Raw genomic sequence first — 16,645 nt, forward strand, 5'->3', positions numbered from 1 at the left:
TGGGCGAAATTTAACTCGCTGTAACCCATCCGATGTCTAATTGACCCCGAAGCCGTCGCATCATAAGGCAATCGGACTATCCCTTCGAATGAAGTGGGGATTCGAAAAAGGATGATGGGATGAAGCGCACATTGCTCCTCGGTGTCGCCGTGGTGTTGACGTCGTTCGTCGTGGTGGTTGCGGCACGCAGCAGCATCGGGAAACAAGACGACGGCCCTCGATGCGAAAGTGACGATGGAACCAAAGGGACGTGGAGCCATTCGCAAAGCGATAACCAAGGCGGGCCCAATGAATGGGGAGAACTCGCCGATGGCACGGGCAAAGTCCTTTATCCCGATTGTGCAGCCACCACGCAACAATCGCCCATTGCCATTCCCGCGAGGACGGAAGTTGCCAAAGATGCCTTTGCCCTCGACAACCAGCATCTGAAGTGGCTCCCCGCCGCCCCCGTCAAAGACGTCATCAACAACGGCCACACCTGGCAAGCGAACTTCGCGCCCGGAAGCAAGATGCTCGTCGATTCGAAGGAGTACGAGCTCGTTCAAGTGCATTTTCACTCGCCGAGCGAGCACACACTCGAGGGTCGCTCCTATCCGCTGGAGATCCATTTCGTTCATGTCGGCCCGCAGGGCGCGCGGCCTTTTGCATCGGTCGTCGCCGTGATGGCGGAAGAGGACGCGGTCGACAATCCCGAGTTCGCGAAGATCTGGAGCAGCTTCAATGCCTGTCCCCAAAAGACTCCAACCGCGGTGTCGAACGTGACCCTCGACCTGACGAAGCTCCTGCCGGAAGACCGTGGATATCACCGATACGACGGCTCGCTCACCGCGCCGCCCTGTACCGCAAGCGTGCGCTTCCACATGCTCTCGCATCCCATCAAAGTGTCGGCAGCGCAGGTCAAGGCCTTCACGCGCGCGCTGGGCCCGACGAACCGGCCGATTCAGCCCATCGTATTGGGTACCGAGATCGAATACGCCACTCAGAACTGAGTCTTCGCCGCCAAGGCCTCGTTCGCGAGTTCCTCGTAGGACATCTTGGCCGCGCGGCGGGCTTCTTCTTCCGTGTAAAAGCGGTCCATCAGCACCGCCGGTATGCCCATGATGCGGGCGGCGACGGGTCCCAAGGTTTTACGAAAGAGCGGCGAGTCGTTGTAGAGATCCTGCAGGCCCGCCATCATCTGCGTGAACCAACTCTTTCGCTCGCCCTCTTTTTGGCCGAGGAGCTGCATCCGTTTGAAGGCTTCGCGCAGGCGCTTGCCATCGGGATCGACCATTTGCATCGGCTCGAAGAACACGCCGCGGAAAAATGGTGCTGCGAAATAGAGCACGCGCAGCAGCGCCCACGAGGATCGAAGACGCGCCGCCATCGGCGGAGACGGCAGCTCCGCGGCCACCGCGGCATACTCCGCGGAGCCGTAATATTCGGCCATATGGTAATCGATGGCCAGATGGCGTGATTCGTCACGATTGATGCGATCCATCGCCGCTTGACTCATAGGGTCGGCCACGTAGTCGTTGATGGATCGCAGGAGCGCGATATCGAGGGCTATCTCACCGCCGGTGATGTAGTAATTCGCAATATCGGGAGACACGTTTTTGACCAGGTGCACGAACGGCGGTGCGAACTTCCGCAAAGCCGGGGTCACCTCGTATTTCTCGTAATGATGAACATCGTAATAAGCGGCCAGTCGCTCGGCCGCCACGGCGTGCCGCTCTTCGTCGGCGACGAAGGTGTGGAAGATCTTGCGAAGCGTGTCGTTGCAGGCGTAGGCCGCTTGCTGCACGAAGAGGGCCTTGGCCAGCCGCTCGATGGCGGCCATGTCGGTGAAGTACTGGACGATGGCGATCTCGTCCTCACGGGTCATCGGTCGCGGGGTTCCCGTCCAATCCAGGTCGGAAATCTTCCACTGATCGCGCTTGCAGCGTTCGAGCATCGCTTCCAGATTCATGACCGCCTCGCAATCTGACTACGTACGTCATCAGATTGTGAACGACCTCGCGGAGTGCGTCAAGACGCCGCTAGGATGTGGCTCGCCATGGCAGAAGGTGGACGCGTCTACGGGGGGCTACCCCAGCTCGCGCGGAGCGAGCAACGCCGGCAGCGGCTGCTCGAGGCTGCGCTCGATGCCATCGGCGAAGCCGGCATCAAAGGGATCAGCTTGCGCTCGGTGTGCGCGCGCGCCAGCCTCACGAGCCGCTACTTCTACGAGAGCTTCCCCGATCTGGATGCGCTGCTGCTGGCGCTGTTCGACAGCGTCGTCGACGAGATCACGGCGGCGTCCGTGCAGGCGGTGGCCGCTGCGCCATGGGATGCGTTGACCCGCACACGCGCCGGCCTGGAGGCCGGCATCCACGTGGTCTCGAACGACCACCGCAAGGCCAAGGTTCTGTTGGTCTCCTCTTCGGGGCACGGCCCGCTGCAGCAACGCCGACGCGAGAAGCTCGTCGAGGTGGCGGGCGTGATGAGCAAAGTCACCCGCGAGTTCTACGGCGCGGACAAGATCACGCCCACGGACGCCCGCCTCACGACGATCACCTTCGCCGCCGGCTTCATCGAACTCCTCGACGAATGGCTCTCCGGCACCCTTTCTATCCCGCTGCCTCGCTTGGTCGATCACATGGCCAAAATGTTCGTCGCCTCGGCCACTGTGCACTCCAAGTGAGCCGTCGGTTGAAGGCGAGGAAGAGCGCTTCGAGCACGAGGGGACTGCGCCCCCGGGTCGCGCAGCTCGACTTACATCCCGGTCCCGTTGTTGTAGGCGTCGTTGAAGTGGGTGTAGAAGGCGTCGTACAAATCTTTGCTCTCGAGGCGGACGAAGATCTCGTCGTTGCGGTAATTCGCCGAGTAGGTCCAATTGTGGGAACCGGTGAAGATCAGGTACCGGTTCGTCGTTGACGCGGCGAATTTCGAGTTCACCAGGATGAACTTGTCGTGCACGACGTGGTGCCGCACCGGAATTCCGGCGCCCTTCAACTTGGCCAGCGCATCGTTCTCGATACCGTCGGCGACGACCCATACTTGGCAACCCGCACGCTTGCGCGCCACCAAGAGGTCGATGAGCTTCATGCGTGAGTCGTTGATGCCTGCTTGGGCCACCCGGATGCGGCACGTGGAATCCGCGACGATGTCGTTCAATCGATTGTAAACGAGATCGCTATCCTGCTCCGGTGAGGTGTAGACGCGGGCCGTATTGCCCTCGAAGTAACCCCGCCGTGCATCGGCATCGTAATAGTCGTTCCCCGAATAGTGCTTTTGCGCAAAGAGATGACCAAAATACCCCACGAAGTAGTCGTAAAGCGCCGTATCGCCGTACACGGTGATGGCGTTGTTGAACATCTTCGACCCCGATGCATACGTCATGTTCGCAGAGGCAAACCAGCTCACGTTGGAGCGCAACACCCCCGACGGATCTTTCGTTTTGCTGAAGGTAAAGAGCTTCGTATGCATGATCCCGCTGGGATCCGTGGTGATGCAGCCGTAATTCTTGTTCACCACGCGGTTGCCGCAAAACACGTGGTTTGCGCCCAACGCCGCGTGCAGCTCCCGCGGCGACGTATCCTCGTCGAACTCGTCGGAGCCATCCTCGACGATCTTCAAAATGACCCCGCGGTTCTTCGCGGCAATGAGCGCATCGTAAATGCCATTGGCCGTAAGGCTATGAATGGCCGCGCGGACGGTCTCCCCTGCCGGCGTCTCGTTCAAAAGCCGTGTAACCTCGTTGAGAATCGTCCGATCGTCCCCCGCGAAAGCCGGCGGATTGGTGAAATGGACGTGCACCGGAAAGCCGCCAATCGTCGTTTGGGCCACGTTGATGGCATCCTGCGTCATCCCCGTAACTTCGGGTTCGGCCTCCGCCTCCGTGCTACAGCGGCACAATGCCAGAAGACAAACGAGGGACATCGCCGCGCCAACGTTGCGTAAGCTCGTCATGCTACACCTCCAAGCGCCCATCCATGATTCGTCTCACGGAATGTGCAACTGGGAAATTGGTATTCCTACGATCCAGTCGATCGTGCGTCTATTTCGCGCCGGTATGAACAATTCGATATACGGCGTTTCCCTCGTCGTCGCTGACCAGGAGGGCGCCGTCGGGCATGACCAGGACGTCGACCGGGCGTCCCCACGCTTTGCCGTTTCGGAGCCAACCCTCGGCGAAAACGCGATAGTCGCTGGCCGATGTGCCATCGACGCGGGCCGTGGTGATGCGGTAGCCAATGGGCTCGTCGCGATTCCACGAGCCGTGTTCCGCGATGAAGACGCGGTTTTGGTACTCGGTTGGAAACATCGTGCCCGTATAAAAGCGCATTCCCAATGCCGCGACGTGCGGGGCCAATTCGAGGGTCGCGGGAACGAAGTCGCTGCACGGCCGCTTCGACCCGTACTCCGTGTCCGCAACCCCTTTGCCGTGGCAGTACGGATAGCCAAAGTTCATTCCCGCACGCGGCGCGTGATCCAGTTCGTCGGGCGGCGTATCGTTTCCCATGTTGTCGCGCCCATTTTCGGTGAACCATAGTTCGCCATTGCGCGGATCCCAATCGAATCCCACGGTGTTGCGCACCCCGGAGGCATACGTCTCGAGCGCGCTGCCGTCCGACGACATGCGTTGAATCGAGGCATACGGAAGCGGGCGCTCGCACAGATTGCACGGGGCGCCCACCGGCACGTAAAGCTTGCCGTCGGGGCCGAAGGCAATCCACTTCCAGCCGTGATGCTCGTCCTTGGGCAACTTGTCGGTCACCACCACGGGCGCCGGCGGATTGGCGAGGCGCCCCTCGATGCCGTCATAACGCAGCACGCGATGCACTTCGGCGACGTACAGCGCACCATCCTTGAAGGCGACACCATTGGGTGTATCGAGATCTTTCGCGATGACGTGCGTCTCGTCCGCGCGCCCGTCCTTGTCACGATCGACGAGCGCATACACGCGCTTTCCGCGCGTTCCCACGAACACCGTTCCGGAAGGGCTCAGCGCCAGCGAACGCGCCCCCGCCACATCGCGCGCATAAAACGCGATGGAGAAGCCCGCCGGCACCTTGATGTTTCGCAGATCCGCTGGCTCGGCCGTTTTGCAGCCGGCCAACGCCAAGCCAATCCCGAGCAGCGCATGCCATCGCATCCGCCGAACTTCGGGCCACAGCGCCCATTCGGCAAGGCGTGTTTAAACCTGAGCCTAAACCGCGATATCGAATTCTTGCATATCGAATTCGGGCGGCGAGAGCGGCTTGAGCCCGCGCGCTGCGGCAATCTCGTTGAATCGGTAGGTGAGCCAGCCCGGAATGAACAACGCGAACGTGCGCGCCAAGCGATCCGGATTTGCCAGGCTCTTGACCATCTTTTCGTAGAGGATGCGGCCGTAGGCGGCCTCCACCTGCTCGGTGTGCTCGGGCTTTTGCAGCCACGTCATGACGCCGGGTTTGTCGGCCTCGGGGTGGAATTGTGTGCCCTGGATGCCCGGCGCGAAGTCGAACCCGAGAATGGCGTCCCCGGAGTTCACCTTGCTGCCCGCGTGCGATTCCACCGCGGTGACGCACCCACCGAGCTCCGCGAGCTTGCGCGCATCGAGATCAATCGCTTCCCAATTGCGGTGCTCCCACGTGAACAGACGGTAGCCAAACGGCCCGTAGTAATCGAGCGCCTGCCCTTCGTCGGTGACGTAGGCGGGCATGACGCCGAACTTCAACGTGGGGCGCAGCGACATCTTCGCCACCGCGAAGTGCAAGACCGCGACCTCGAACGAGTAGCAAACGGCCAGCACCTTCGGCGCCCGGCTCGCGTCGCGAATGTTCGCCTCGACCACTCGATCGAGCATCTTGCGGTAGCCGACGCACCACGGATCGTCGTACCCGTCGAACGGGGACCCGGGGCCACCCGACGAGAGCACGAAATCGACGTCGTCATCGGGGAGCTCGCCAAGATTTCGCGGCTGGACGTGCCGGAAATGCAGCTCCAAGCCGGGGTTTTGCTGCTTGACGCGCTTCGAAAACCCGTCGAACAACCTGCGAAAGCAGCGTGTCGCCTGATTCGCGACACCGTTGTTCATGTCCACCAGGCAAACGCGGATCGGAGTCGGAGAGCTAAGCATCTAGCTCTCATATTGTAGTAAGAAGCTCCGGTTGCGGTATGAAAAACGATCCAAGTGTTGACAAATCTTCTGGCACCGCAGCTGGTCCCGGTGCTTCCGGCGGTGATGCAGGATCCACCGGTTCCGTTGCGAAGGATGCAACAAAGCCAACACCCATTTCCGTGCAGATTCCCGCGGCGCCACTCCGCGGTGAGGCCGAGTCGCACGATCCACGCGCAAGGGCGCCACTGCCGATTGGCGAGCGCATCGGTGCTGACACGCGCTTTAGCGGGCGCGGAATCGTCGCGGCATTTCTCGACAGCGGATTTTACGCGCACCCCGATCTGGTGACGCCGCATTCGCGCATCCACGCGTACCACGATCTCATTCATGAAAAGGACGGCGTGGAGCTTTTGTCCACGGGCGATGCGTCGTCGTGGCACGGCATGATGTCCACGGTGGTGGCCGCCGGAAACGGCAGCCTCTCCAATGGAAGATTCCGTTCGGTCGCTCCGGATCTGGGCCTCGTGCTGGTCAAGGTTGGAACGTTGTCGCGCGTCCACCACGACGACATCGCGCGCGGGATCGAATGGGCGCTCGTCAATCGGGCGCGATACGACATTCGTATTCTCAATATTTCCGCTGGCGGTGATTACGAAGCGTCCCACTTGGACGACGTGATGTCGCGATTCGCCGAAGCCGCCATCCGCGCGGGCATCGTGGTGGTTGCCGCGGTGGGCAACCAAGGGCATCGCCCTGGATACGTGGTGCCTCCGGCCAGTGTTCCGGCGGTCATTTCGGTGGGCGGTATCGATGATCGCGGCAATCCCAACTTGGGCCAGGTAACCGGTTATCGATCGTCGTATGGACCGACCATCGATGGATTGCAAAAGCCCGAGGTGGTCACCGTCGCCGATTGGATTCCGGCTCCGATTCTCCCGGGAACGATGACCGCCACGCAGATCGCGTTGCTGGCCAAATTGCACAAAACGCCGGACGGGCAATTGAAGCAGACCATCGAGCGCTACCCCGGTGTGTTGCCTTCGCTCGACGAGGTGAAGGACAGTCCGGCGTATTTGATCCGGCAGATCGTCGACGCCGGCTTGCGCGACGAACTGGTGATCAACGAGCACTACAAGATGGCCGACGGAACGAGCTTCGCCGCGCCCATCGTCACGAGTGTGATTGCGCAGATGCTCGAGGCCAATCCGCGCCTGAAGCCGCTCGAGGTGAAACGCATTCTCCTGCGCACCGCGAAGCGTCTTCCCAACCTCGAGGTGGATCGCCAAGGGTGGGGCGTCGTCGACCCGCGCGCCGCGGTGGATCAGGCACTGCGCGCGAAATGAGCTCCGTTTCGTTGCCCGAGGTGCCGGACGGCGTCCTCGATGCATCGGGCGCCGTTCGCTTCGGAACGTACCGCGGCGAGCTGCGCCAGGTCACCTTGCCGCGCGGATCCTTTTTTCGCCATAAGCGCTGGATTTACACCTTCGTCGCGACCAAGGAGATCATCGCGCTGCACGCGATCGTCGATCTGGGCTATGCGGCGAACGCGTTCGTGCTCGTCGCCGATCGCGCGGCGAGATCGGTCCTTTACGACAAGGGATTCACGGGGCTGCCGCGCCCCTTCGTGCACGTGGGACCTCGCGCCGGCGATGCGCGCTTTCGGTTGCCCGGCGTGGACCTTCGCGCGGGGTTTTCCAGCGCCGATGGCAGCTACCGGCAACATGTGCGAGCCAGCGGCCTTCTCTGGCTGGGCGAGCTCGCAACGACGCAGGGCCCGCCCGCGCTGACGGTGATTGCACCCATCGCGAAGGGCGGCACCAATGTGACGCAAAAGAGCGCGGCACTCGCGGCGAGCGGCATGCTCGAGGTGGCCGGGCGCTCCTTCGATCTGCGCGGCGGCGTGGGCGGATTCGACTACACCAACGGGCTTTTGGCCCGGCACACGGCGTGGCGTTGGGCCTTCGCGTGCGGCACGCTCGGCGACGTCCGCATCGGCTTCAACCTGGTCGAGGGCTTCAACGAGGCGAACGGCGTCAGCGAAAATGCGCTCTTTTTCGGCGAAGAGCTGGTGCCCCTCGGCCGCGCGCGCTTTTCGTGGAACCGCAACGACGTGCTCGCGACTTGGCGTTGCACGACGGAGCCCGCCAACGGAGCCGCGCTGGATTTGACCTTCGAGCCCATCGGTGCACACCGCGAGGACCGCAACCTGGGCATCGTGCGCAGCCATTTTGCCCAGCCCGTCGGGCACTTCAGCGGAACCATCACCCTCCACGGGCGTAGCTACCCGGTAGAGCACCTCCCCGGCGTCACCGAGGACCAAGACGTCGTGTGGTAGATTGCGGAATTGTTGGAGCTAACAACCATGGCAAAAATCGAGAAGTCGGAAGCCGAGTGGTCCAAGCAGCTCACACCGGAACAGTTCGCCATCACCCGGCAAAAAGGCACCGAACGCGCCTTCACGGGCGAGTACTACGACTGCCACGATCCGGGCACGTACCGCTGCGTCTGCTGCGGCGAGGCCCTCTTTTCCTCGGAGACGAAGTACGACTCGGGCTCGGGCTGGCCGAGTTTCACCTCGCCCATCAACGAGGGCAACGTCGATGAACACGAGGACAAGTCGCACTTCATGACCCGCACCGAGGTCACCTGCCACGCCTGCGGGGCGCACCTGGGCCACGTCTTTCCCGACGGCCCCGCCCCCACGGGCATGCGCTACTGCATCAATTCCGCCTCGCTGAAGCTCGAGAAAAAGTAGGCCCGCGCGCGCTTCGCGAAGTATTTTGGCGGCTTGAAGCTGCGGTTCGTTCTCATCTCGTTGGTCATCCTCGGGTGCCGGAAGGAGGAGCCCCCTCCGCCTCCGGCCCCCGAATCCTCTTCTCTCCCCCCTCCCGCTGCCGCTCCCGCTCCCGATCCCTTTCAGGCAGCGGATGCTGGCACGCAGGCGGAGCCCCCGCGCCTTACCCCCAAGGACGTGCACGCCGTGTTGCACCTGGGGGACTCGATGGTCGGCTTTCGCCGTGGCCTCACCTTGGCGCTGGAGCAGCGTTTCAAAAAGGAAAGCTCCGCCAAGTTCTTTTCCAACTCGTGGACGAGCGCACAAATCAAGTCGTTCGACGAGGACGAGCGCCTCGGCAAGCTCATTCAAAAAGCCAAGCCCGACATCATCATCCTCAACCTGGGGAGCAACAACGTGCTCAATCCCAATCCCGAGGTGCTCGCGGGCAACATCCGCTCGATCGTCAAGAAAATGCAGCCCGCCGCGTGCTATTGGCTAGGCCCTCCCCTGCCCATCAAAGCCGTTCAGCGAGACAAAGGCATTCGGCGCGTGATCGCGGAAAACATCGAGCCCTGCAAATTCTTCGACACGAGCCGCCTGGTGCTGGAACGGCAGACGGACCACATTCACCCCACCGATCGCGGTGGAGAAGTCTGGGCCGACGCGGTATGGCACTTCATCTTCGACGACGAGGCCTCGCATCACGTGGACAGCACCGAAAAAGGCCCGTACGTCGACACCAAGGCAACCCATGCAAAGCGATGACATCTCCGATGAGCGCCTCGATCCGCAGGAGGACACGCGCCTAGGCCGCCGCCTTCCGCACCCGGACGACATCATCGACCGGCAAAAGCTCCTCGACTCCTTCATCGACTACACGACGGAGATTGGGCTTTCGCTCTACCCGGCGCAGGAAGAGGCGCTGCTGGAGATCTTCTCCGGCAAAAACGTCATTCTGAATACGCCCACGGGCTCGGGGAAATCGCTCGTCGCCACGGCGATGCACTTTCTCGCCACCGCCGAGGGCCGGCGCTCGTTTTACACGTGCCCCATCAAGGCCTTGGTCAGCGAGAAGTTCTTCGCTTTGTGCCGGGAATTCGGCCCCGATCGCGTGGGGATGATGACCGGTGATGCCGCCGTCAACCGCGACGCGCCCATCATCTGCTGCACCCAGGAAATTCTTGCCAACTTGGCGCTTCGCGACGGCGATCAGGCCGACGTCGATTACGTCATCATGGACGAATTTCATTATTACTCCGACAAGGATCGCGGAGTCTCTTGGCAGATCCCGCTGCTCACGTTGCCGCAGGCCACGTTTCTCCTCATGTCCGCCACCTTCGGCGACACGGCACCGTTCGAGCGCTATTTGAACGATCTGACCGGCATCGAAACCGCGGTGGTGCGCGGCACCGATCGCCCCGTGCCGCTCGACTTCGAATACCGAGAGACACCGCTGCACGAGACCGTGGCCGACATGGCCAAGGCCGGCAAAATACCTCTCTATCTGGTGCACTTCACCCAGCGGGCCTGCGCAGAGGAAGCGCAGAACCTGATGAGCGTCGACCTTTGCACGAAGGAAGAGAAGAAGGCCATTGCCGCCGCCATGGCGGGCGCCCGCTTCGACTCGCCTTACGGCAAAGACATTCAAAAGTTCCTCCGCCACGGCATTGGCGTGCACCACGCCGGGCTATTGCCCAAATACCGTCTTTTGGTGGAAACACTGGCCCAGAAAGGCCATCTCAAGGTCATCTGCGGAACGGACACGTTGGGCGTCGGGGTGAACATTCCCATTCGCACCGTGGTGTTCACCAAACTGTGCAAGTTCGATGGCGAGAGGACCGCCATTTTGAGCGTGCGCGATTTTCAGCAAGTCAGCGGGCGCGCCGGGCGGAAAGGATTCGACGATCGCGGAAGCGTGGTCGTGCAGGCGCCCGAACACGTCGTCGAGAACCTGCGCCTGGAAGCCAAAGCAGGCAACGATCCGGCCAAGCGGCGCAAGATCGTCAAGAAGAAGCCCCCGGAAAAGGGCTACGTGCACTGGGACAAGAACACGTTCACGAAGCTCATCGAATCACCGCCCGAGCCGCTCGTTTCGCGCTTCTCCGTGTCGCATGGCATGCTCATGCAAGTGCTCGAACGCGAGCACGGCGGCTGCCGCGCCATGGCGCGCCTCATTTGGCATTCGCACGAACGGCGCGCGCAAAAACGCATTCATGGCAAGACCACGGCGATGCTCTTTCGCTCGCTCGTCGACGCCGGCGTCATCGAAGTACAGGGGCGCACCGTGGTGGTGAATGCCGATTTGCAGGAAGATTTTTCCCTGCATCACGCGCTCTCGCTTTACCTACTGGACACCTTGGACCGCATCGATCCGGAAGCGGATGCGGAGACGTACGCGCTGGACGTATTGACCTTGGTGGAGTCCATCCTCGAGAATCCCGAGGTCGTGTTGATGCGGCAGCTCGATGCCATCAAGACGAAGAAGATGGCCGAAATGAAGGCCGCGGGAATGGAATACGACGACAGGATGGAGGAGCTGGCCAAGCTCGATTATCCCAAGCCCAATCGCGATTTCATTTACAACACGTTCAATGCTTTTGCCGCAAAGCACCCGTGGGTGGGGCAGGACAACATTCGTCCCAAGTCGGTGGCGCGCGATATGTACGAGACGTACATGTCATTTCGTGAATACGTGAACGAATACGGATTGGAGCGCTCCGAGGGATTGCTTCTTCGGTATCTGTCCGACGTGTACAAGGTATTGGTCGAAACCGTACCGCGTTATGCCAAAACCGACGAACTCGACGACATCGCCGTGTACTTCGGTGCCATCGTGCGGCAGGTCGACTCCAGCTTGCTCGACGAGTGGGAAAAGATGCGCGATCCCTCGCGGGTGGAGGCGCTCGCCGCGGGCAAGCCTCGCGAGGAGAGCCAGGAGCCGGAGGGGCCCAAGGACATCACGCGCGACGAGCGCGCATTCACCGTCCTTTTGCGCAACGAGATGTACCGTTTTCTGCGGGCGCTCGCCAAACGGGATTATGAGACCGCCGCGGAAATCGTGGCGCCGGTTTCGGTGCTGGAGCTCAAAGAGAAGCTGGCGCCCTATTTCGAGGAGCACGCGATCATTCGGGTCGACCCCGAGGCGCGCCGGCCGGCGCTCTACCGCATCGACCAGGGCGAGACGCGCTGGCGCATCGAGCAGACGGTGCTCGACCCCGAAGGGAACAACGATTGGCTCGTGGTGTGCACTGTCGACCTGGAGCGCGCGCGCCAGGAAGGGCGCGTGGTGCTGACCTTGGAGCACCTGGGAACGTAGCGCGATGCCCGAGATTTTCGGTCGGTACACCGTTCCGGGCCTGGAAGGGGAACGGCTCGTGCGGGTGCACTCCCCCTCCCGGAAAATCCGCGGACCGAGGCCGCTCCTGCTGCTGTTCGACGGGCAGAACGTCTTCGACGACGAACCGTCATTCTCGGGCGGGTGGCACGTGCACACGAGCGTGGACAAGCTTTCACCGGAGCGACACCACGTGCCCATCGTCGTGGCCATCGATCATGGCGGCGAGCAGCGCATCGACGAGCTCGGGCCCTTCGAGGCGCCGGCGCCCAAGGGGCTGCCTGGGGGCGGCACAACCCGCGGAGGCAAGGCCGACATCCTGCTCGACTGGATCGGCGCCACGCTTTTGCCCGACGTCCGCGGGCGCTTCCCCATCGTGGAAGGTCCCGTGGGCGTCTGCATCGGGGGCTCGTCCATGGGCGGCCTCGCGGCCATGTATGCGCACTTCCGCCGGCCGGATCTCTTCGGCGGCGTCATTTCCATGTCGCCCTCGTTCTGGTTCGGGCAGCGCGCGCTCTTCGCCTTCGTCTCGAAGCAGCCCACGCCCCACTTTTCGCGCGTCTACCTCGACGGAGGCCTGCGCGAGGGCGGCGGCAACATGGCCGCACTCGTGGCCCGCATGGCCGAGCTTTTGACCCTGCGCGGCTACGGTCCGGACAAGCTGAAACTCGTTCTCGATCCCCGCGGCGCACACGGCGAGCGCCACTGGCGTCGGCGTTTCCCTGCCGCTTTGCGGTTCATGTACCGCAAGCCGTAACCACCGCGATAGACTCCTTACGCCATGCACGATCGCGTCGGAGCTTTCCTTGCGGAGCGGACACCCCGGCGGGCGCTGACACTCTTGGCCTTTCTGCTCTTGCTCGCCGCCTTCCGGCAGCTCTTGCCGTTGCTCGTCTTCTTCGTCGCCTTCGAGCGCGGCCTCGGTGCGGCGGCCGATTTTCTCGTCGAGAAGACGCGCATGCCCCGCAAGGGTGCGGTCCTCGGTGTGGTGGCGGTGGTGGTCGCGCTGGTGGGAACGGGGCTCGCCGTAGGGGCGGGGCGCATCGTGCGGGCGGTGCGCGAAGCGCGCGATCTGCCCGAGCGCATCGGCGAGATCCGGGAGCACCCGCTGGTGAAACGCCTTCACGAGCAGGTCACCGACACCGATGCATTGGTGGAGCAAGGCAAGCATTACGCGGGCAGCGCCCTGCACTATGTCTCGCAGGTCGGGCACATCGTGGCGTACACGCTCATCGGCTTCATCTTCGCCGTCGTGTTCCACCTCGAACGCGAGAGGCTCGCGGAATTCCGCGGCTCGGTCGATCCAAAGAGCTTTCTCGGCACTTTGCTGCGCTGGTGCGCGCACGCGGCCGACGCCGTCAGCCTGACCATCCAGCTTCAACTCGTGGTGGCGGCGTGCAATACGCTTCTCACCCTGCCCTTGTTGCTCTTGTTGGGCATTCCACACGTGGCCATGCTCATGGTGCTCATCTTCGTGAGCGGCCTGGTGCCGGTCATTGGCAACTTGGTCTCGGGCGCGGTGCTCGTCTTCTTCGCGTACCAGGCGAAGCATTGGCTCGGGGTGGGGCTCATGGTGTCGCTCACCTTTTTGCTCCACAAGATCGAGTCCTATTACCTCAATCCGCACCTCACCGCCCGGCACGTGCCGCTGCCCGGCTTCGTGCTCGTGGTGAGCTTGGTCATCTTCGAGCACCTGTTTGGCTTCGCCGGGCTATTCCTCTCCTTCCCTTCGCTGTTCGTCGCGGGGAAGATTCGAGCCGAGTTCCGCGACGAGGACGAAGACGAGTTGGCCGCGGTGAGCCACCGCAGCCTCGATCCGGCACTCACCAGTCGACGAGCGCGGATCCCCAGGTAAATCCGGACCCGAACGCCACCATCGCCACCTTCATCCCGCGCTTCAAGCGGCCGCTCTGCTCGGCCTCCGCGAGCAAGATGGGAATGGTCGCCGCCGTGGTGTTTCCATAGCGCTGGATGTTGCTCACCAGCTTCTCTTTCGGAATGCCCACGTGATCGGCGATGTACTCGTTGATGCGCAGGTTGGCCTGGTGGAACACGAATAGGTCGATGTCGGTGCCCGTCACGTTGTTGGCCATGCAAAGCTCCATCAACGCACCAATCATGCGCTCGACGGCATTCTTGAAGACGACCTTGCCGTCCATCTGGGCCCACATGAGCTCGGGCTGGACCTGGCCCACGCCCTTGTCGTCGACCGGAATGAACGGGCGCTTGGAGACGTCCCAAACCTTTTGCGCAAGCACCTCGGTGTAGCGCCCGTCGGCGCCGAGGTGCCAGCTGCGCACGCCGCGGTCTTCCTCGGTCGCGCTCACCACCACGGCACCAGCGCCGTCGCCGAAGAGCGAGGCCACCGCGCGGCCGCGCGTGGACAGATCGAGCGCGGCGGAATGCGTTTCGGCGCCGACGACGAGCACGTGCTTGCATGCCCCGGACTTGACCATCGAGGTGGCGGCGCCGAGCGAATACAGAAATCCGCTGCACTGGTTGCGCACGTCCAGGGCGGGAACGAAGCGGGCCTTCGGCCCATCGCACAGCCCGAGCTTTCGCTGCAGGTAGATACCGCTGCCCGGAAAGCAGCAATCGGGCGAAAGCGTGGCGAGGATGATCATGTCCAGATCGCGTGGCTCGAGACCGGCGGCCTGGATGGCGGCACGGGAAGCGGGAAGTGCAAGATCCGACGTGCCCACCCCGTCCTCGGCAAAGCGTCGCTCCTGGATGCCGGTCCGCTGCACGATCCACTCATGGCTCGTGTCAATCCCGTATTGCGTTTTGAGGTCGTCGTTGGTCACGACCCGCGGCGGGACGTAGAAGCCGGTACCGGAGATGAATGCATTGGGCATGAAAAACAGCGTACTTTAGCCCACCCAGCTCCGGAAAGAATATTACGAGCGACGCACGCCTTACTTGCGCGGTGTAGTGGCCGCAGGTCGGGGAGGCAGCGTTGCGGCCGGTGCGCTGCTTTGCGGCAACACCGACGAGACCGACGAGGTGGACGAGGCAGACGAGAAAGGCGCCGTGACGACCTGCGCGGAAAAGGAACTTGGGTGTCGGTCCAAATGCTTCTTCCGCCGCAACCCGATGATGAAGACCACCGCCGAGATCGTGACGATCACCAGGAAGAATATCCACTTGGAGAAATACGGGTCGAACGCCGATGGCCTTATGCGCCGCGCGGTGATGCTCGATCGCGACGTCTCGGAGTTGCTTTGCATCGGCGGCCGCATCAAGCCATCCATGTCGGGCGCGGCGAACACGGGCACCGCGGAGCGCGCCATCGATGGCACGGGCAACTCGGCAATCGGCGGGGCTGCATACGGTGCCATGTACGGCGCGTTCGTCGCCGTCGAGACCGATGGAATGAGCTCCTGCGAGCTCACGAAGATGACGCTCTCGTCCAGCCGCACCTCTCTCACTTCTTGCGCATCCGGCGCGGACCCACGGTAAACCGCGGTCGTGTCGTCGTGCGACGAAGCGCCGGGCGGCCCATCGAACGACCCCACCGCTGCACGAAGCGCCGTACGCATCGCGGTGGCATCCATCCATCGCCGGTCGGGCTCGAGCATGAGCGCGCGATCAATGACCGCGATCAGGCCGCTCGGCAGATCGGGCGCAATCGACCCGAGCGACCGCGCGCGGGCCGTGGCCGTGAGCAAGAGATGCTGATGCAAGGTGACCGCGCCCGGATGCACGCGTTGCCCGGTGATGAGGCAAAATGCCGTCGCTGCGGCCGACCAGAGATCCGAACGACCATCGACGGCCTTGTTGCGGCCCCCGGCTTGCTCCGGCGACATGAAGTCCGGCGTGCCCAGGATGAAGCCCGTTTTGGTCAAGGAGGTCGCGCCTTCGCTGGACGCGCCGCGCTCCACTTCCTCCTTCATGCGCGCAAAGCCGAAGTCGAGCACCTTGATGCGCCCATCGCGGGTGAGAAACAGGTTGTCCGGCTTGATGTCGCGGTGAACGATGTTGCGCTTGTGCGCGGCGCTCAAGACGTCGAGCAAGGTGTCGAGCATCCACACCACCTCGGCCACGGGAAGCCTGCCGCCCATGCGCTCGGCGCGCCGCTCGAAGGACTCGCCCTCGAGCAGCTCCATCACGAGAAAGACCGCTCCATCCTCGGTCACGTCATCATCGACGACGCGCACCACACCCGGGTGCGAGATGGCATTGCCGACGTAGGCCTCCCGCATGAACCGCGTGCGAATCTGCGCATCGCGGAGAAATTGCGGGTGCAGCACCTTCAGGGCGACCCGATGGCCATTGCGATGGGTCGCCGCATACACCGTGGCCGTCGCCCCCTCACCAAGGCGTGCGTCGACGCGCCACTTCCCCTTGATGATTTTGCCGATGCGTCCTGCCCGGCCATATCCGCGGTTGTCTTCTGCCACCTGCTCGCCCAGGCTGGGAAGATTAGAGCAAGCCGGAGGCCGGGGCACCCCCTTCCTTTCTCTCCCCCCTC

Annotated in this window: 15 protein-coding genes; 9 read left to right on the forward strand and 6 right to left on the reverse strand. The window is 62.8% G+C overall.

Annotated elements, in window-relative coordinates:
* Positions 1–119: 119 nt before the first annotated feature.
* Positions 120–989 (forward strand): carbonic anhydrase family protein, encoded by an 870-nt coding sequence (locus tag LZC95_24380; GenBank protein WXA99940.1) that lies wholly within the window; start codon positions 120–122, stop codon positions 987–989.
* Here the strand turns inward: LZC95_24380 and LZC95_24385 are convergent.
* The gene (locus tag LZC95_24385; protein WXA99941.1) at positions 980–1,948 is read right to left on the reverse strand and encodes a hypothetical protein; all 969 of its coding nucleotides are present in this window, start codon (positions 1,946–1,948) and stop codon (positions 980–982) included. The genes LZC95_24380 and LZC95_24385 overlap by 10 nt on opposite strands.
* An 87-nt stretch (positions 1,949–2,035) precedes the next feature.
* Between LZC95_24385 and LZC95_24390 the strand changes: the two genes are divergently transcribed.
* Positions 2,036–2,662, forward strand: a complete 627-nt coding sequence (locus LZC95_24390; protein WXA99942.1) for a TetR family transcriptional regulator — start codon at positions 2,036–2,038, stop codon at positions 2,660–2,662.
* A gap of 71 nt (positions 2,663–2,733) precedes the next feature.
* On the opposite strand, the gene LZC95_24395 is transcribed toward LZC95_24390, so the two are convergent.
* The 3 genes from LZC95_24395 to LZC95_24405 form a co-directional block, all read right to left on the reverse strand.
* Positions 2,734–3,930, reverse strand: coding sequence for a phospholipase D-like domain-containing protein (locus LZC95_24395; protein ID WXA99943.1), 1,197 nt, complete (start codon positions 3,928–3,930; stop codon positions 2,734–2,736).
* A gap of 88 nt (positions 3,931–4,018) precedes the next feature.
* On the reverse strand, positions 4,019–5,116 hold the full coding sequence (locus tag LZC95_24400) for a PQQ-dependent sugar dehydrogenase (GenBank protein WXA99944.1): 1,098 nt from the start codon (positions 5,114–5,116) through the stop codon (positions 4,019–4,021).
* 54 nt (positions 5,117–5,170) lie between these two features.
* Complete coding sequence (locus tag LZC95_24405; GenBank protein ID WXA99945.1) at positions 5,171–6,082, reverse strand: hypothetical protein; 912 nt, start codon at positions 6,080–6,082, stop codon at positions 5,171–5,173.
* 161 nt (positions 6,083–6,243) lie between these two features.
* Here LZC95_24405 and LZC95_24410 point away from each other — a divergent pair, with 161 nt between their 5' ends.
* Genes LZC95_24410 through LZC95_24440 form a run of 7 tightly spaced genes read left to right on the forward strand, consistent with a single transcriptional unit; the run spans position 6,244 to position 14,029 of the window.
* Positions 6,244–7,407, forward strand: a complete 1,164-nt coding sequence (locus LZC95_24410) for a S8 family serine peptidase (GenBank protein WXA99946.1) — start codon at positions 6,244–6,246, stop codon at positions 7,405–7,407.
* Positions 7,404–8,399: a DUF2804 domain-containing protein gene (locus tag LZC95_24415; GenBank protein WXA99947.1), complete on the forward strand. Its 996-nt coding sequence runs from the start codon at positions 7,404–7,406 to the stop codon at positions 8,397–8,399. Before LZC95_24410 ends, LZC95_24415 begins: the two co-directional genes overlap by 4 nt.
* Positions 8,400–8,426: 27 nt before the next feature.
* Positions 8,427–8,819 (forward strand): peptide-methionine (R)-S-oxide reductase MsrB, encoded by a 393-nt coding sequence (msrB, locus tag LZC95_24420; GenBank protein ID WXA99948.1) that lies wholly within the window; start codon positions 8,427–8,429, stop codon positions 8,817–8,819.
* A 33-nt stretch (positions 8,820–8,852) separates the two neighbouring features.
* Positions 8,853–9,605 (forward strand): SGNH/GDSL hydrolase family protein, encoded by a 753-nt coding sequence (locus tag LZC95_24425; GenBank protein ID WXA99949.1) that lies wholly within the window; start codon positions 8,853–8,855, stop codon positions 9,603–9,605.
* The gene (locus LZC95_24430; GenBank protein ID WXA99950.1) at positions 9,592–12,156 is read left to right on the forward strand and encodes a DUF3516 domain-containing protein; all 2,565 of its coding nucleotides are present in this window, start codon (positions 9,592–9,594) and stop codon (positions 12,154–12,156) included. The genes LZC95_24425 and LZC95_24430 overlap by 14 nt, the downstream gene beginning before the upstream one ends.
* 4 nt (positions 12,157–12,160) lie before the next feature.
* Entirely contained in the window at positions 12,161–12,931 is a 771-nt protein-coding gene (locus LZC95_24435; GenBank protein WXA99951.1) for an alpha/beta hydrolase, read from the forward strand.
* Between the two features lie 24 nt (positions 12,932–12,955).
* Positions 12,956–14,029: an AI-2E family transporter gene (locus tag LZC95_24440; GenBank protein ID WXA99952.1), complete on the forward strand. Its 1,074-nt coding sequence runs from the start codon at positions 12,956–12,958 to the stop codon at positions 14,027–14,029.
* Here LZC95_24440 and LZC95_24445 read toward each other — a convergent pair.
* Both LZC95_24445 and LZC95_24450 read right to left on the reverse strand, forming a co-directional pair.
* Positions 13,998–15,029: a ketoacyl-ACP synthase III gene (locus LZC95_24445; GenBank protein ID WXA99953.1), complete on the reverse strand. Its 1,032-nt coding sequence runs from the start codon at positions 15,027–15,029 to the stop codon at positions 13,998–14,000. The two genes, LZC95_24440 and LZC95_24445, sit on opposite strands and share 32 nt — an antisense overlap.
* Before the next feature lie 60 nt (positions 15,030–15,089).
* Positions 15,090–16,574: a serine/threonine protein kinase gene (locus LZC95_24450; protein WXA99954.1), complete on the reverse strand. Its 1,485-nt coding sequence runs from the start codon at positions 16,572–16,574 to the stop codon at positions 15,090–15,092.
* Positions 16,575–16,645 lie beyond the last annotated feature (71 nt).

This window comes from Sorangiineae bacterium MSr12523 (genome assembly GCA_037157775.1).
In the GTDB taxonomy this organism is placed as follows: domain Bacteria; phylum Myxococcota_A; class Polyangia; order Polyangiales; family Polyangiaceae; genus Pendulispora; species Pendulispora brunnea.

Coding starts and splice junctions, on each gene's coding strand:
- LZC95_24380 (WXA99940.1), top strand. CDS start 120: ATGAAGCGCACATTGCTCCTCGGTGTCGCCGTGGTGTTGACGTCGTTC.
- LZC95_24385 (WXA99941.1), bottom strand. CDS start 1,948: ATGAATCTGGAAGCGATGCTCGAACGCTGCAAGCGCGATCAGTGGAAG.
- LZC95_24390 (WXA99942.1), top strand. CDS start 2,036: ATGGCAGAAGGTGGACGCGTCTACGGGGGGCTACCCCAGCTCGCGCGG.
- LZC95_24395 (WXA99943.1), bottom strand. CDS start 3,930: ATGACGAGCTTACGCAACGTTGGCGCGGCGATGTCCCTCGTTTGTCTT.
- LZC95_24400 (WXA99944.1), bottom strand. CDS start 5,116: ATGCGATGGCATGCGCTGCTCGGGATTGGCTTGGCGTTGGCCGGCTGC.
- LZC95_24405 (WXA99945.1), bottom strand. CDS start 6,082: ATGCTTAGCTCTCCGACTCCGATCCGCGTTTGCCTGGTGGACATGAAC.
- LZC95_24415 (WXA99947.1), top strand. CDS start 7,404: ATGAGCTCCGTTTCGTTGCCCGAGGTGCCGGACGGCGTCCTCGATGCA.
- msrB (WXA99948.1), top strand. CDS start 8,427: ATGGCAAAAATCGAGAAGTCGGAAGCCGAGTGGTCCAAGCAGCTCACA.
- LZC95_24430 (WXA99950.1), top strand. CDS start 9,592: ATGCAAAGCGATGACATCTCCGATGAGCGCCTCGATCCGCAGGAGGAC.
- LZC95_24435 (WXA99951.1), top strand. CDS start 12,161: ATGCCCGAGATTTTCGGTCGGTACACCGTTCCGGGCCTGGAAGGGGAA.
- LZC95_24440 (WXA99952.1), top strand. CDS start 12,956: ATGCACGATCGCGTCGGAGCTTTCCTTGCGGAGCGGACACCCCGGCGG.
- LZC95_24445 (WXA99953.1), bottom strand. CDS start 15,029: ATGCCCAATGCATTCATCTCCGGTACCGGCTTCTACGTCCCGCCGCGG.